This is a genomic window from Paraburkholderia sp. BR10937 (assembly GCF_040965695.1).
GTDB lineage: Bacteria > Pseudomonadota > Gammaproteobacteria > Burkholderiales > Burkholderiaceae > Paraburkholderia.
The window spans coordinates 44,094-59,086 of sequence record NZ_JBFRCL010000056.1 but is presented as its reverse complement, the minus strand read 5'-3'; the positions used below and the strand labels follow the sequence as shown (position 1 = coordinate 59,086).

General features: G+C 56.6%; 9 protein-coding genes. 3 read left to right on the top strand and 6 right to left on the bottom strand.

Annotation, left to right across the window (positions count from 1 at the left end):
* The coding region (gene repC / locus AB4Y44_RS33430) for a replication protein C, IncQ-type (protein WP_368701938.1) at positions 1-740 on the top strand (740 nt) is incomplete at its 5' end.
* A gap of 316 nt (positions 741-1,056) precedes the next feature.
* Here repC and AB4Y44_RS33425 read toward each other — a convergent pair.
* The 4 genes from AB4Y44_RS33425 to AB4Y44_RS33410 all read right to left on the bottom strand — a co-directional run bounded on the left by AB4Y44_RS33425 (position 1,057) and on the right by AB4Y44_RS33410 (position 5,203).
* Positions 1,057-1,416, bottom strand: coding sequence for a hypothetical protein (locus AB4Y44_RS33425; RefSeq protein ID WP_368701937.1), 360 nt, complete (start codon positions 1,414-1,416; stop codon positions 1,057-1,059).
* A gap of 625 nt (positions 1,417-2,041) precedes the next feature.
* Entirely contained in the window at positions 2,042-2,272 is a 231-nt protein-coding gene (locus tag AB4Y44_RS33420; protein WP_368701939.1) for a BPSL0761 family protein, read from the bottom strand.
* Between the two features lie 341 nt (positions 2,273-2,613).
* A complete protein-coding gene (locus tag AB4Y44_RS33415; RefSeq protein ID WP_368701936.1) occupies positions 2,614-3,111 on the bottom strand; it encodes an HAD domain-containing protein in 498 nt (165 codons plus the stop codon).
* A 430-nt stretch (positions 3,112-3,541) separates the two neighbouring features.
* Positions 3,542-5,203 (bottom strand): recombinase family protein, encoded by a 1,662-nt coding sequence (locus AB4Y44_RS33410; protein ID WP_368701935.1) that lies wholly within the window; start codon positions 5,201-5,203, stop codon positions 3,542-3,544.
* A gap of 229 nt (positions 5,204-5,432) precedes the next feature.
* Here AB4Y44_RS33410 and AB4Y44_RS33405 point away from each other — a divergent pair, with 229 nt between their 5' ends.
* Positions 5,433-8,210: a P-loop NTPase fold protein gene (locus AB4Y44_RS33405; protein WP_368701934.1), complete on the top strand. Its 2,778-nt coding sequence runs from the start codon at positions 5,433-5,435 to the stop codon at positions 8,208-8,210.
* Positions 8,211-8,875: 665 nt separating this feature from the next.
* Positions 8,876-9,052 carry a hypothetical protein gene (locus tag AB4Y44_RS33400; RefSeq protein WP_368701933.1) on the top strand — a complete coding sequence of 59 codons (177 nt, stop codon included), beginning with the start codon at positions 8,876-8,878 and terminating at the stop codon, positions 9,050-9,052.
* Between the two features lie 376 nt (positions 9,053-9,428).
* On the opposite strand, the gene AB4Y44_RS33395 is transcribed toward AB4Y44_RS33400, so the two are convergent.
* Together AB4Y44_RS33395 and AB4Y44_RS33390 are read right to left on the bottom strand one after the other, a co-directional pair.
* Complete coding sequence (locus AB4Y44_RS33395; protein WP_368701932.1) at positions 9,429-12,818, bottom strand: DEAD/DEAH box helicase family protein; 3,390 nt, start codon at positions 12,816-12,818, stop codon at positions 9,429-9,431.
* A complete protein-coding gene (locus AB4Y44_RS33390; RefSeq protein ID WP_368701931.1) occupies positions 12,818-14,977 on the bottom strand; it encodes an N-6 DNA methylase in 2,160 nt (719 codons plus the stop codon). Before AB4Y44_RS33390 ends, AB4Y44_RS33395 begins: the two co-directional genes overlap by 1 nt.
* Positions 14,978-14,993: the final 16 nt, after the last annotated feature.

Below are 14,993 nucleotides of genomic sequence, written 5' to 3'. Positions count from 1 at the left end.
CCGTTCGGGAACCCGGCTTCTTCTCCGCAGACTGTGTCAAAGTGATGCCCATCAGATTGGGAATGATGGGCATCACTTTGATGTCGCCTTCAGCCACCGTCTATAACGGCCGGCACGAGCCGCTTACGGCTGAGGGCGGCAGCGCTGCGAAGCAGATTCGCCGTGAACTCATGCGAATGAGCGAGGTGACCATATGGGCGGTGATGGGAAACCAGGAATTCAGCTCGCGACTGCTCCACTGGCGCATGGGCGACGGGCACGGCGCGCAGGTCATATTGAATGCGCGACTGACTGAGATTCTCATCGGCCGACAGTATTCGCCCGTTTCTCTGCAAGAGCGCCTAGCCCTCAAATCGGATATTGCACGCGCGTTGCATTGCGCCCTGTCAGTCCGAATCCGCCCAGCAAAAACCATGTCGTTCAACCTCGATACACTCGCCCCCTACGTCTGGTGCGAACCGGATGTCGCCGACGCGACAGTTCGTCGGCGGCGACAACAGTTGCGTGCCGCGTTGTGCGAACTCGACGGATTGCGCGGATGGTCAATTCGAACGAGGTCAGGAGAGCCATTGCAGCAGGCCGATAGCGTGCATATCTGCCGCAAAACGACTAAGCCTGGACGCCTGCGGACAGTTCCTTCCGAGCGCAAGCCTACCGTGGAACAGCTGCCGAGCCCTGTCACAAAGCCAGGCGGCAAGAAATCGCAAGCCATTGCGGATGTTTCGTCGCTCTTTGCATGAGCCGAACTGCCCTGTACGGGGTCGCTGCTTTCGGCAGCTCCTGCCGGCGGTTCCTCGTGCCCTGCGTTCGTGCCGGCCTGTTGCAACAGTCTGGCAGTCAACCGGTCCCGAAGCGCAGCCGACATGCATTCCACGAGCGCCTCTTACGGTCGCGGTAGACCTGCATAGTGTCCAAGTTGAAGCTGAACCAGTCCAATGCCAAGGTAGCGCAGTCCGCTACGGGTGGCCGCGCATGTGGAAAGAGCTGCTTGCGCGCGGCGTGCGAGTGGGTAAGGCTCCGGCTTGCCGGAGCATGTTCAACCGGGGAACTAAAACGCTAAATTGCTAGAACCTCCGAAAGAAGTTCGGGATTTCGCATCAGAGCCGCGAACACTTCACGCTCAGATTCCAGCTCAATCCAAACATCAAGGCCTTTCTTCGCCAATGTCTTGCAGACGCCGGTACGCCGGTCGAACGGGGATTCGAGATTTTCTACGAAAATATGCTCGTCGGTCACGGCGCGAATCTTCGCTTTCTCACGCCCGTCTTCCTGTCCCTGTGGACCGCGTCCGACGACAACAGTTACCTCTAATCCAACCGTCGCTTCCCTATAGAAGCGACGGCTTTCCTCTTTCACCTGCTCCATTACAGCTTTAGCATTTCGCGTTCGTCGTCTTTGTTCGAGGATTTTGCTCATGAATTCTTGTACTCTTAGCTCTTGATAGGTGCCCATGCGCAGACGACGTCGGGATTTCGAGTCCGCGCAATCAGGTTATCGGCGCCGTGTCCCGGGGCTTTAGTGGATGAGACTCGCACTAGCCATTCATGAAATCGTCCCAATCGTGAGCATATGCACAGCCGTGAGCGGGAATACCCGAGCCATCGAGGTTGTGCCTAAAAAAAGTTCGCGCGGGCTCCGGGATTTCGTCGACCCGCAGGTAACGAACGCCATCGGCTCGCACATTTACTGGGACGTCCGGTAGCGTAGGGCGCCGAGGCAGTTCCTCTCTGCCGCCATTTAGTGCCGCAGCTATGCACCGCGCGACTAGGTCCCACACCGAACTCGACCAGCGGGGATAGCTGTGCACAATAGCCGTGTCGCCAACTTCCCCAAGCCGGCTTTCTCGCAGGTCGACTTCGTAATCGGCGTGTGCGCCGTCCCTGACTCGGCCGATGTCGGCCGTTGCAATCACGCGTTTGCCGGCTTCCCGCCCGCCTGGCCATAGTTCCACCGATACTCTCAGCATCTCCTGTCCTCCATAGAGTCATACACGACCTCAGCGAGCCCGACAGCTTCGCCGGGTGTCGGTCTCCGCTTCCCTTCAGGAATCCGATGATTTGCTGTTCCGTAAGACGCTTGATGCTCGGCTCGGCCACTCGAGCCAGGAAGATTGCCGTGCAATCAGCGCAATCATCCCATCGTCAGGGTAGTGACGCAGTACAGATACGGCTCTTTCTCGGAGCGCATTGACGTCCGCTGTTGACGTCATCTGCGACGTGTCAAACAGTAGTTTGCGCGCATATAGCAGCGCACGCGTTCGTTCATCGGGCATCGTCACGATTGCGCAATTCCCTTATGGTCATCGTCTGGGTAGACGGGCAGCCGTCTTCTGTCTCTCACCGCGACGTCGTTCGTAGAGCTCATCCCGCAAGGCGCGTTTAAGCCGCAGGCCAAGCTCGAACGGAGACATTGTCCTCAAGTCAACGTATGCACGAGGAGACAGGGCCCCGACACTCCCTCGCAGGCCTTTGTCGATTGCGACGGCGAGCTCCCGCTCCAGACGTTTATGGAATCTGCGGGCATTGTCTGCACGACCAGTCGTGGTCAGCATTCGTAACCTCCAATTCGTGCTGCGTCACGGCGCATCGACAAAGCGGCACCGGTCGCTGTCAACTATGAAAAGAATCGGTCCAGTCGGCGCCGCAGCAGTTCGACAACCGCGCGGTCTCCTAGCCCACAATCGGACTGACAATGCACCAGCCTTTCCCTGTAGTTTTCGAATCCATCTTTTCGGTCATCAATCGCAATCCATGTGAGAGGCGTATGACGGCGAACGTAGTCGAGAACTTGCTCACCGCGCGACAGCATCGGCCAAAACTGTTCGTCGAACAGGCACCCCTGATAAGTCGCGCCTGCGACTCTGTCGCGTAAGGACTGCGATGGCAACATTCCTTGGGTGTAGTCCGCGCCAAATCGATATGCCCAGTCGCTCGAAAGCACGATTTCAGCTCGTGGATACGGACAGAGCAGGTCCTCAAGCACAGAGGCGTACTCGAACAATATGATGTTGCCGGGCGCGCTGCTGACGATACCTTCTCGCGTGACGTACGACTGGCCTCGGTGTAGTACCCCGTCGATATCCAAGAAGACGATTTGGCGCGCATTCATCATTCAGCAACCCTTGCCTGTCCGCAAGCTGACGTCGAGCAACTCAAGGTCGAGTCCGTACACTGATTCAGCATCGATGCTGCGGTGTTCGTCCTATCCCGCCACCAAGCCCACTCGCGCTCAAGCGCGTCGCCATGGCTGGCTCCGCAGGCACGTATCCTGTAGCCGGATGCTGAGGTCACTCACATCACCCATTACCAACGTGCAGACGGCGAAAGCCCAGTGCGCAGCGCACCGCCTCACGGTTTGACATCCACCTGTTGCGTGAGCGTAAGGGCCGTGTTTTTCGTAGCGAATACGATGAAAATCGTACACGCGCCCGCCGAAGTTCGCGATTAGCAAAGTGTCGTATTCGGGTCCCCCAAAGATACAAACTACTAATTGCAAGACGCACGAAGAAAGCGGGGCTTATCGCCCCGCAAATCATGTACTACTATCCGCTTACCTCAAGCACTGTGACGTGCCATTGCGTGGGCCGTGCGGCACCGGTTTCTACCCTGATGACGAACACCGTTTCCTCCTCAAACACCGGCGCTGTTTGCGAGACCTGGGCCACGACAGCTCCGGCACAGACGACTATTTTCCATACGGACACAAATCGTGCTGGCCGGTCAACGAGAGTAATGCTCGGGAACACCCGCGACAGTACGGCCCGCGTCAGTTCCACTGGTGCGTCAGCAGAAAAAAGCATCGGGATAAGGTCGAGAGGACTGGCTTCTAGTTGCTTCCTGATGCTTTCCATATCGAGCGACGCCGAATACGCAGTCAGTTGCGCCAGCTCATCGGCAAGCTGATTGCGCTCGTCCCGCTGCTGCCTGTAGGCCTTCTCGAGAAAATCATCGTCGTCAGCCTCGAGTCGCCGCATTCTCTGCGCAAGACTGTCAAGCTGCCTTTCCGCGCGCGCCACTGCCAGCTTCAACTCGGCAATCCGGCTTTCATGCCCACCGTGCAGTTTCGCCTCGAGCCGCCGCCTGAATTCCTGCACACGCTCATCGTCGAACAGGAAGTTGAGCAGGTGCAAAAGTGCCCGTTGCAGTCCCTCCGAGGCGACGTAACTGACATGTGCGGGTGCGTCCGCCTTGGCAACCCGCCGCTGCTGTGCGCACTTGGCGCAATGCAGGGCTGGAGAAGAGCCGCCGGTCCTAACACTCATCGTCCCAAGACACATGCCACAGCTGACAAGACCGGCAAGCACATGCCTGCCACCACCACGAAATGGCCGCGAACTCGATTTCGCGTTGCATGCGTGCCATACCCTGTCCTCGACAATCCGCAGTGCCGGCCGCTGATATTCAACCGGCTCAAGCTTCCTCTTCTCCTTACTGGCTTTTGCCTTGCTATAAGCGCTACCGTTATAGACGAATAGGCCCCGATATATGGTGTTAGCCAGAAGTTGAAGCACGGTAGCGGGACGCCAGTATCCCCTCTCCTCGAGGCGTGGGGGCCGTGGACACGCCACGCCTTCCCGATTCAGGCGTTCCGCGATGGCGTTCAGTGAGTCTCCCTGGAAACGCATCTGAAAAATTTCTTTCACCCACTTCGCCGTTTCCGGTTCGGCCTCCCAAATCGTGCCACCCTCGTTGTTTTTGTCACCCAGCTTTACCGCGCGATAGCCAAACGGCGCCTTTCCAATCATGAAGCCGCGTTCGAGTTGACCTTGCATGCCGCGCACGACCCGGTGACTCGTCTCCCGGACGAAATGGGCGGCCATCAGTCCGGAGATGCCGAATTGAAGTTGCCAGCCGGGAATCGAAGTGTCGAGCCCGTCGCACGCGATTAGGCGCACGTGCGTGCGTTCAATGCGCTGCTCAAGATAGGCGAACTCCAGGCTCGCACGAGCAAGACGAGCCAGCTCGTCGACGATGATTGCCTCAAATTCGCCCCTCTCCCATGCTGCGATAAACCGGTTGTATGCTGTTCGCTTCGCCAGTCCTTTCGCTTGCCCTGTTATTGCTGCGTCGACGTAAATGTGCTCGTCCGCAACGGTAAATCCTAGCTCCTCCGCTTTCTGTTTGGCACGACGCAACTGGTCGTCGATAGATGTCGGGCGTTGCTCTTGGTCTGAGTATCTTGCATAAATTGATGCTGGCCGCATGTGGCTCCCTGTGAGTTGGTCGCTGCGGCGAGCTCGACCAAGAGGTCAAGCAACTCAGAAATTGGGCCTGGTATATACATTGAACATGTCCTTTATTTGCCTCAGCCCAATGTATAGCGAACGGGAAAGTGAACCTTCATAGAATCGCGTATCCTCGAGCGTGAACGGCATGGAACCGGCTTCCGCACCTCATAGACCGGTTACACTGGCGCCCTAAAAACGAAAACGGATGCACTCGATGGGTTCGACGCCAACGCTACTTCCCGATGAGCCGTCGTTAGTGGACGACCTCGGAGGAGCGCACACAAAAATCGCGGAAACCATAGCGACCCTTGTCCGAACATCGCCCGGGGGCAGAACCATTCGACTCGACGGTACATGGGGTTCGGGTAAGTCGACTGTAATCAGGATGATTGCCCACCGACTCGAGAACACCTTGACCGGCGATAGCGAAGACAGCAGAACGGTCGCGAGCGATTTCGCCGTTTTTCAGTACGACGCCTGGGTTCACTCGGGCGACCCCTTGCGTCGCGCGTTCCTTTCTGCGCTCGTGACAACCACATTCAAGAAGGGTTGGCTAAAGCAGTCGGATGGTCCAGCCGGTTACGCATTTTGGTCGAAGCGACTTGAGAAACTAAGCCGCAAGCTCAAGACGACCTCACGAAAAACAACGCCCGTCTTCTCGACTATGGCCAAGGTTGTCCTCTCAGGCCTGATGGCGCTGGGCGTGGTTGCGCCGATGGCCGCTGAACTCGAGCACAAGCTCACAGAGAAGCTTGGTAGTCTGGCGCTTTCCACGCTTGTCTTGACAGTAGGCGTTGTCGCTTTCGGATTAATTCATTGGCTGACTGATGAAACCATGGGATTCGTCGTCCGCCGAGCTTCCGATGAGGAAACGGTAGAGACTCGCGACGAACCGGAGCCGACTTCTATCGAGTTTCAGGAAGCGTTTGGCGAACTCATGGAATCGGTCCTTTCAACGCCAGCGAGGCGGCTGCTCATAGTGATAGATAACCTTGACCGCATTGACCAGTCCGAAACGCAGGCGGTCTGGTCGTTGTTGCGTTCGTTTCTCGACAATCCCAGTTTCACTAGCCAGCCATGGTTTCGCGGACTATGGGTAATCGTTCCGGTTGCAGAAGAAAGGAACGTCCTCGTACAGACTTCGTCTTTTGAAGCCAGCATGACCGGTAACAATCGCTCGTCGATGCCATCATTCCTTGAGAAAGTCTTCCAGGTACGATTCTCCGTGCCGCCCCCCATGCTGCATTCATGGAAGAATTTCTTCAGCGCAAAACTAAACAGCACGTTCGGCCCCGACTTAACGGGCGACTATGACGAAATCCTGCGCCTCTACGAAGACGAGGAGTTGCGCCCGGGCGGCCCATTGACGCCACGCGGGATGGTGTCCTTCATCAACGAGTTGGTCGTCCTTCGGCTCGAATGGCAAGACGAGGTATCTTTATCCTGTCTCGCAGCCTATTTGCTCTCCAGACCGAAGCTTTCAGACATCAGCTGCAATCCGCCTGCGGCAGTGACTCGAATACTGAAGGAACCGAATCTCGTGGACACGTTCTCCATGCTTCACCTTCGTGCGAGCACCCGAAAAGAAGCGTCCTATCTTTCGTTACGGCCCAAGCTAGAGCAGGCGTTAGATAGCGCTGACACACAAGCGCTGGGGCAACTTTCCCATGAAAGTCCCGCATTTGAATATGTTCTCGACCGTTTTATTCGAGAGGACCTCAGAAGCCTCGACGCGCAACAAGAGCGACTGCTCCAGGCGCTAAGAGCCTTGGGCCCCCTCGTTTTACCGATGGTCAGTAACGGCGACCAGCGCCCCCTCCCCGCCGGGACCGTGGCTCACTTGCAAGCGGTTGCCTTCTCGACAATGTCGGCCGGTGGCAGTCTGCGACTTCTGAATGCCAAGCTCGTTCCGGGTCTATCCGCCTTCCTGGATATTGTCGCTGACCGGTCTGCGGGTGCGCGCCTGATTATCGAAATGGTTCGAAACATTCATAGTCTAAACAAGGCCGACACCTCGCATTTCGACAAGCAAATCGCACAAGATTGGGACGCGTGGGCGTCGACACTGGGTGACGTTTTGTCAATGCCAGACGTAAAGTCGGCAATCGAAGCAACCGGGTTCACACCGATTACGCTTCCAATCGGTCCCGCGCTGTGGGCTAATCTGTGCCGCGACTTCAGCGCTCAAGCGCGCAGCTGGATATTGGACCGATGCGAATGCGGCGACGGTCCGTCGAGCCGACTAGAGTGGCTAAAGGAGCAGTTCACCTCGACTGAGCCTGGCGCCCCGCACATTGCAGCACTGGAACAAGCGATAAGAAGCGGCGATATCACCTGGTTCGAAGCCGTAGCAGAGGCTGTGCGTCAGCGGTTGACAACGGCGATGAACCACAGTGTCGATTATGTTTGCAACGTCGCTGTTACCCTACTTCGCATCGACCGACTTCGTTGGAAGCCTTACCTCCTCGAACTCGCTGACGACGGAACACTGCTACATTATTTTGGGCTTGCCGCAGGTGCGTCAAACTCGGATGAGAACTTGGCGACGCTCGCATTTCTGATACTGTTTGCGACGAATGGCAATCCGAAGGTGGTCATGTCTGGTACCGAGGCGGATAAGCCCAAGGCACTCGATGGCCTAGATATATTAAAGAAAACTATTCAAGGTACCGTTGGCTTGAATGGGTCCCAAATTAGGACCTATGCCGAAAAGCTCATAGACCTCGAGCTTTACGATGTGCTTACGCCCCTGACAAATCAGCAGAATGCATCGGGACTCGCTGCCCCGCTCGTATTCACGCTCGGCCACAGCACAAGGTTCTTCAGTTATATCGCAGCGCAGGGGCACGTGAAGACCGAAGCCATAGCCTTTGCGGGAAAATACATACATAGCGAGTCCTTGCGCCAGCAGTTTGTCGACGCACTCTTGCAAAGGCAAGTCTCCACGGCTCCCGCCATGCCCCAAATTCCTGAAAACAAATAGTTCCCTGCAGGTGGTTACGTCGGGAAGACGAACGCGCAGATGACGCGCTCATCTTCGTGAGACTATTCGACCGGCTCAAGCTTCCGCTTCTCCTTCCTAGCCATTGCCTTGCCATACGCGCTGCCGTTATAGAAGATAGACCACGATAGACGGTGTTGGCCAGAAGCTGAAGCACGGTGGCGGGACGCCAGTATCCCCTCTCCTCGTGGCGTGGGGGCCGTGGACACGCCACGCCTTGGGATTGTTGAAAACGGATGAGACGCGTCGCCGTAGCGATTACCAGAATTCAACCGTACTCGGGTTGATATAGGTTGCAGCTAGTGCTACGACCACGTGCAAATAGAATTGCATGAAACCGGGCATCTCATGCAATTCTATTTGCATGTCCGCAGTTTTTGCGTTCGCGGCGAGCCGAGGCCGGCCACGGCACGGCGCACTTTGCGGTGATTAGCCGTAAATTTCTTGGGCGTTTAGCCTCGCTGATTCGGCGTTGAACATGCCGCACGGGCGCGGCATACTGTGCCATCCGAGTTCGACTAAAGCGAGAACTGCCTGTGCGCTTTGAGGACGTCGTAAGCCGCATCTATCGAGCGAAAGCTGGAAAGCGGGCAGCTTATGCACTGTCACCGTTCTATGCGTACATCGTTTGCACCCTGACACCAAAAATGAAGGAGGTTGCACTCAACTGGGACTTCATGCCCACACCGGATGGCGCCGGGTACTTCAGGTTTTACAATCAGGTCAACTGCTATATCGAAATCCTGTCGTACGACAAGATGCTCGACGATGCAAAGAAGCGCAATCGGGCGTTCTTCGAGAAGCTCCAACTGCCAATGCTTTAGGCCTTCAAAGCCCGGTCCCGCGTGCGGAGACACCCCGCACCTGCAAGGTCACTGTGGCGCACATGCGGCGCGCAGCAGCACGTGGACCGGACCAACGATGACGTTTTGGATTGGAGCAGCTATACCATATCAACCCTTGCCCTGCGGGGAACCACGTTTCCGCGATTATTTTGGCATCGCTCCCGATGGCTACATCGTTGGCGGCGGGACTGCACATCGCTGACGACGAACTTGTCACCCCGGCCCACCGGATTAACGAAGCTGACTCTCAATCCGTCGGGGTAATTGCCTGTCCACAACCCTTCGGCCGCGTACAGCTTCATGCTGCGGTTTCCGCACCCGCCCACGCATCGAAAGCAAGGCACCCGGCAACGCATCACGCGACTGCTCGAAGCCGAATCTCCGAAAGCACCTGAATCATCTGGTCCACCTTTGCTGACGGGAAAATTGCCTCCGGTCCCATCGGACTGACATCCACGAATGGTGACTCATAGAGCCGGCTCGCGTCCATCACGCCGCTCTGCGTCAGTTCTTCGACTATCAGGTTAACGAACTCAATCTGGTCGGCAGTCGCCGTCGTGCCACTGACAAAATCGCTGAACGCCTGCATCGCTGCCTCATGGTCCAGTCCGACGAGAGAACGGATAAACAGCCCCAGGCCGTGGCTCTTTTCCTTGGCTTCGTTGATGAGGTCCTGCGACCCTCCCGCCGCCAGCAGCATATTCTCCAGTTCAGTGAGGTCCGATGGGGTCAGCGGCTGATTCCGACGCAGTCGTTGCAAGGCGACGTGGTTCTCATGAGCCTTGAGGAACTGCCGCGCTTTTTCCTTGAACTTGGCCATATTCAGGCCAGCCGTTACTTGGGGCAAGTCGATGACGACATGGTCCCCGAGCTCGTCCTCGAAGTTTGTATATACGACCTTCTTCTGTCCCTTTGGAATCAGCTTGACCAGCGCACGCAGCTTCTTGCGAACCGTTTCCAGCATGGACACGGTCACGCCCTCCCACCACTCTTCACTGGAGAGCGCCTGAATCAGCACGAATTCGGCCTGGATGGCCGGAATGGCGATTTGCTCTTCCAGCGCGCTGGCAATTACCTGAATCCGCTCCTTGAGCGTGCAGAAATCGGGCTTGGCCTGAAGGATGGCAAGCTGGATACGCAGTACCAGCATATCGAAGCGCTTTGCCTCCTCGTCGTCGTCGCTCAGTTCCGTGGGCAACCCGGCCACCTGTGTACCCAGCTCGTGAAACTCCTCGGGGCCCAATTCCGCCCAAGCATCGACCTTTGCATATTTATCGACCCACTGCCGCCTGGGTCGAACAACGAAGTTGTCGACGTTCATCGCCGCAACGGTTTGATGAAGAAGCCCGGCTACCTCCCCGCGCAACTGAATGTCGCCCGCCTGTCCTGCATCCTCGGCGGGAGGCATGTCTTCCGCCAGTTTCTTGTCCAGTTCCGCGATGACCTCCAGGCGCGCCTTGAAGAGGCGCGTGCCGAGCGGTTCGATGGTGCTGCCCTCGCTGAAGTTCGGGTTCTGACTGAAAAACTCGAGATTCTGGCAGTAGTCAAAGATATAGAAGTTCTTCTTGTGCTCGTCGGGCCCAAAGAGATTCTGGCAAAGACGCGTGCCACGACCGACCATCTGCCAGAACTTGGTCTTGGAGCGGACCACCTTGAAGAACACCAGGTTCACCACCTCTGGAACATCAATGCCGGTGTCCAGCATATCCACCGAAATGGCAATGTGGGGCAGCTTGTCCTTCTTGGAGAAGTCGTCAATGAGGCTCTGCGCATATTTCGTCTCGTAGGTCACCACCCGGGCAAAGTGCCCCTTGTACTGCGGGTAATTGACGTCGAAGCGCTTGGCGACGAAGTCGGCGTGGTCGTTGTTCTTCGCGAAGATGATGGTCTTGCCCAGTCGGTCGCCGCCGGCCACCGTCTGGCCGTGCGTCATCAGTTGCTCCAGCACCTTGTCGACCGTATCCTCGTTGAACAGCCACTTATTGAGGGCGGCTGAATCCACTTCGGTCGGGACATTGCCGTCTTCATCCCATTCGAGCTCGTCCCATCGTTCCTTTTCCTCTTCGGTCAGGTCGTTGTATTTGACGCCTTGTCGCATGAACTTGAGCGGCACGGAAATCGGAACGGGGGGAACGAGGTGTCCATCCGCCACTGCCTCGTCCAGTCCGTAGGCATCCGTGGGGACACCGTTCTCAAGTCCGAAGAGCCCATAGGTGTTATGGTCGATTTCGTCCTTCGGCGTCGCGGTGAGTCCAACCAGGAAGGCATCGAAGTATTCGAAGATGGCTCTGTACTTCCGATAGATGGAGCGGTGCGCCTCGTCAACCACGATTAGGTCGAAATGCCCGACGCCGAAGCGACGCTGACCATCAAACGCCTCGTCAATCAGTCCCATCATCGTTGGGTATGTCGAGACGTACACTCGCCCTTCAGTATTCTTCTCTGTCACCAGATTGACTGGTGCGGCTTCAGGCAGGTGCGCCTTGAAGGCGTTGACTGCTTGATTCACCAGGGCCACCCGGTCAGCGAGAAATAGCACGCGCTTGACCCAGTTGCAGCGCATCAGTACATCAGCGAGCGCGATGACAGTGCGGGTCTTACCCGCGCCGGTCGCCATCACCAGGAGTGCTTTGCGCTGGTTGTCCTGTTCAAACGTGGCGCCGACCCGCCGCACCGCTCGAGTCTGGTAATAGCGCTCAATAATGCTGCCGTTGATAGGCGCTCCGGCCAGGGCCTTCCGACTGCTCCGGCGCTGAATCAGCAGTTCAAGTTCCGGCTTCTTGTAAAAACCTTGGACCGGACGCGGCGGATATGAGGCATCGTCCCAAATCCAGTGCTCATAGCCGTTGGTGTAGAAGATGACGGGACGTTGGCCATGCATCTGCTCGAGACAATCAGCATAGAGTTTGGCCTGCTGCTGGCCGACCTTCGGGCTCTTGGTGGTGCGCTTGGCTTCAATCACCGCGAGTGGCTTGCCGTCATCCGCCCATAGTACGTAATCCGCGAAACCGATACCCTCGCCGTTCGGCATGCCGGTCACCTCGACCTCGAAGTTCTTGGCCGGGTTAAGCTCCCAGCCCGCCTCCTTCAGCAACAGGTCGATGAAGGCCTTGCGGGTTTCGGCTTCAGAATAGTCGTGTGTGTCCGGCTCTGCCGCATTGGCTTGCTTGGCAGCCGCAACTTCGGCCTGAAGTGCTTTCAGTTCCTTGTTGACGGCCGCATGGTCGGCCAACAAGGTAGAAAGCCTTTCGTCCTTCTCCCGAAGGTCGGTCTCCATCTTCTGGAGTTGGGCTTGCGTCTGCGAGGGGATTCCAGAAGGTGTCGGCAGAAGCGCAAGCGAAAAGGTCAGCCCAGGGGCTGGACGGTCTGCGCGGCCATAGGTGCGGGCCACCCAGTAGCAAACGTGGAAGAGTTCACGGACGGCATTCTGGGCGTCGGACGTGCTGACCTTCTTGGTACTGTGCACTGCCATATTGCCCAGGTCCTTGATGAGCCTCGTTTTGGTGAACAACGCGTCGCCCACGACCTGTCGAAAGCTCGGCTCGTGTATCAGAGCGCTGAGGTTGTCCTGGTAAGGAAGTCGGAAGGACTTGTCATGCTTGTAAAGCCACGAGACTGTCAACTCCAAAGTACGCCGCGCGTAAAAGCACGACGTTCGAGCATCTGTATTCACCATGCCTTCCGCCTTCACGGCAGAGTCGAAGAGCAATGACCATTCGTTTTGCAGGAAGGCAAAGTTACTCACTAGAGTTCTCCACGGAAGGCGTTTTTCTGGAGGTTAGCATCGAGGGCGTCGAGCTCAAGAAGAGATGCACGATGGGCCGCCCTTAACTTTTCCAGAGTATCAAGACAACGTACAAACTCTGTCTGCACGGAAAGCGGCGGGATTGGAACTCTAATCTTGCTTAAGCCGTCTTGGTTAATTGTGTGCTGACCAGCTGATGTCTTTCTATGTAGGGCAATTTCCCTTTTTCCATGTGGCCCATTCAAGATAAACGCGAGGAATCGGCCGTCTATCTTTGACTGGTCCACTTTCACGCGCATGATGTGGTCATTAAAATAGACAGGTTCTGAATATTCATCAAATACGGCGCATCTTCCAACATAGTCTGGATTTCCATTCACGCGTATGAAAAGAAGGTCGCCATGTGCAATGCGATATCGGTCTCGCTCTTTCGAATTCAAAGTGATTCGATTCACATCAGAAAAATCAATCCAACCTGACCGAATATCACGAAGACGAAGAACGATGTCCTCACCATCTTCAGCTTCGCTTCTACGTCTAGTCATCCCGTTGGAAACTCCAAGGATGAAATCGCCAATAGGATGGACGCTCCACGCTGCCTGATTAGTTCCCAGTTCGGCAAACAGTTCCCGCTTCTGAAGGTCCCTGACGGACGTCTGAACCTGAATCTCAAGCTCTGCTAGGTTCGCAAAAATCTGTTCAGGCGGCAGATGTTCGGTGACATCGACCGTCGAACGCTTATACCGATTGATAGAAAGGTCGTATGCGTTTGCCGAAATTTCCGCTTTCGGCACGCAAAAGCTCTGCGCGGTCCGTGGACGCTCGCGTTCCGAAGAGTCACGCGTTGACCAACGAGAAACTATATCCGGAAGATTGTTTTTCTTATGCTCTGCGTCACTAAGACTTCGAGGCGGCGAAATCCCAAGCTTGTCCTCCGGCAGTAAAGGTTGGCGCTTATCGTCGAGACTCCATCCATCTGCCTGCGTATCATAGAACCATACTTGGTCCGTACCGCCAGAAGCCGTTTTGGTAAACAACAGGATGGCGGTAGACACATTCGCGTAAGGCTTGAAGACGCCTGCCGGTAGCGAGATGACCGCATCCAGTTTCTGTTCCTCGACAATCATTCGACGTAATTCTTTGTGCGCTTTCGTCGACCCGAACAACACCCCGTCCGGCACGACGACCGCCGCACGCCCCCCCGGTTTTAGCAATCGAAGAAAAAGGGCGAGGAAAAGGAGTTCCGTCTTTTTGGTTTTGACGATGGCGAGCAAGTCCTTGGCGGTGTTTTCATAATCCAGAGACCCGGAAAACGGTGGATTGGCGAGGACCAGAGAATACTTTTCCTCATCACCTGCGTGGTCCTGGGCCAGGGAATCCTTGTAGCGGACATCCGGATTGTCGACGCCGTGCAACGCCATGTTCATGCTGCCGATGCGCAGCATGGTGTTGTCGAAGTCATAGCCATGGAACATGCCGTGGTGGAAATGCTTCCGCGCGGCGGCGTCCCGGAATATCTCGGGGTGCTTTTCCCGGAGATATTCGCCGGCAGCAACCAGGAAGCCGCACGTACCGCTGGCCGGGTCGCAGATAATGTCCTTCTCGTTCGGCGCGGTCAATGCCACCATCAGCTTGATAATGTGGCGCGGAGTACGGAACTGACCGTTCTGGCCGGCACTGGCAATCTTGCCGAGCATGTACTCGTAGAGGTCGCCCTTGGTGTCGCGGTCCTCCATTGGCACGTGGTCGAGCAGGTCCACGACCTTGGCCAGCAGGGCTGGCGTCGGGACGGTAAAACGGGCGTCCCGCATATGGTGTGCGTAGGTCGAGTCGTCGCCGTGCATGGTGCGCAGGAAGGGGAACACGTGCTCGCCAACCACGGCAAACATCTCGGCAGGTGCGAAATTCTTGAAGCGCGACCAGCGCAGGTCGTTGTAGTCGCGCCCCTTGTCGTCCTTGCCCGCCGGGTAGATGCGGCGCTCCATCGGCTTGCCCAGGCGGTTGGCCTTGTTCTCTTCGAGGGTGTGCAGGTCGTCCAAGCGACGCAGAAAAAGGAGATAGGTAATCTGCTCCATCACCTCCAGCGGATTTGAAATGCCACCCGACCAGAATGCATTCCAGATGGAATCGACTTGGCTACGTAGTTCGCCAGTAATCATGTTTTCCTGCGAATAG

Coding starts and splice junctions, on each gene's coding strand:
- AB4Y44_RS33425 (WP_368701937.1), bottom strand. CDS start 1,416: ATGAGCAAAATCCTCGAACAAAGACGACGAACGCGAAATGCTAAAGCT.
- AB4Y44_RS33420 (WP_368701939.1), bottom strand. CDS start 2,272: ATGCCCGATGAACGAACGCGTGCGCTGCTATATGCGCGCAAACTACTG.
- AB4Y44_RS33415 (WP_368701936.1), bottom strand. CDS start 3,111: ATGATGAATGCGCGCCAAATCGTCTTCTTGGATATCGACGGGGTACTA.
- AB4Y44_RS33410 (WP_368701935.1), bottom strand. CDS start 5,203: ATGCGGCCAGCATCAATTTATGCAAGATACTCAGACCAAGAGCAACGC.
- AB4Y44_RS33405 (WP_368701934.1), top strand. CDS start 5,433: ATGCACTCGATGGGTTCGACGCCAACGCTACTTCCCGATGAGCCGTCG.
- AB4Y44_RS33400 (WP_368701933.1), top strand. CDS start 8,876: ATGAAGGAGGTTGCACTCAACTGGGACTTCATGCCCACACCGGATGGC.
- AB4Y44_RS33390 (WP_368701931.1), bottom strand. CDS start 14,977: ATGATTACTGGCGAACTACGTAGCCAAGTCGATTCCATCTGGAATGCA.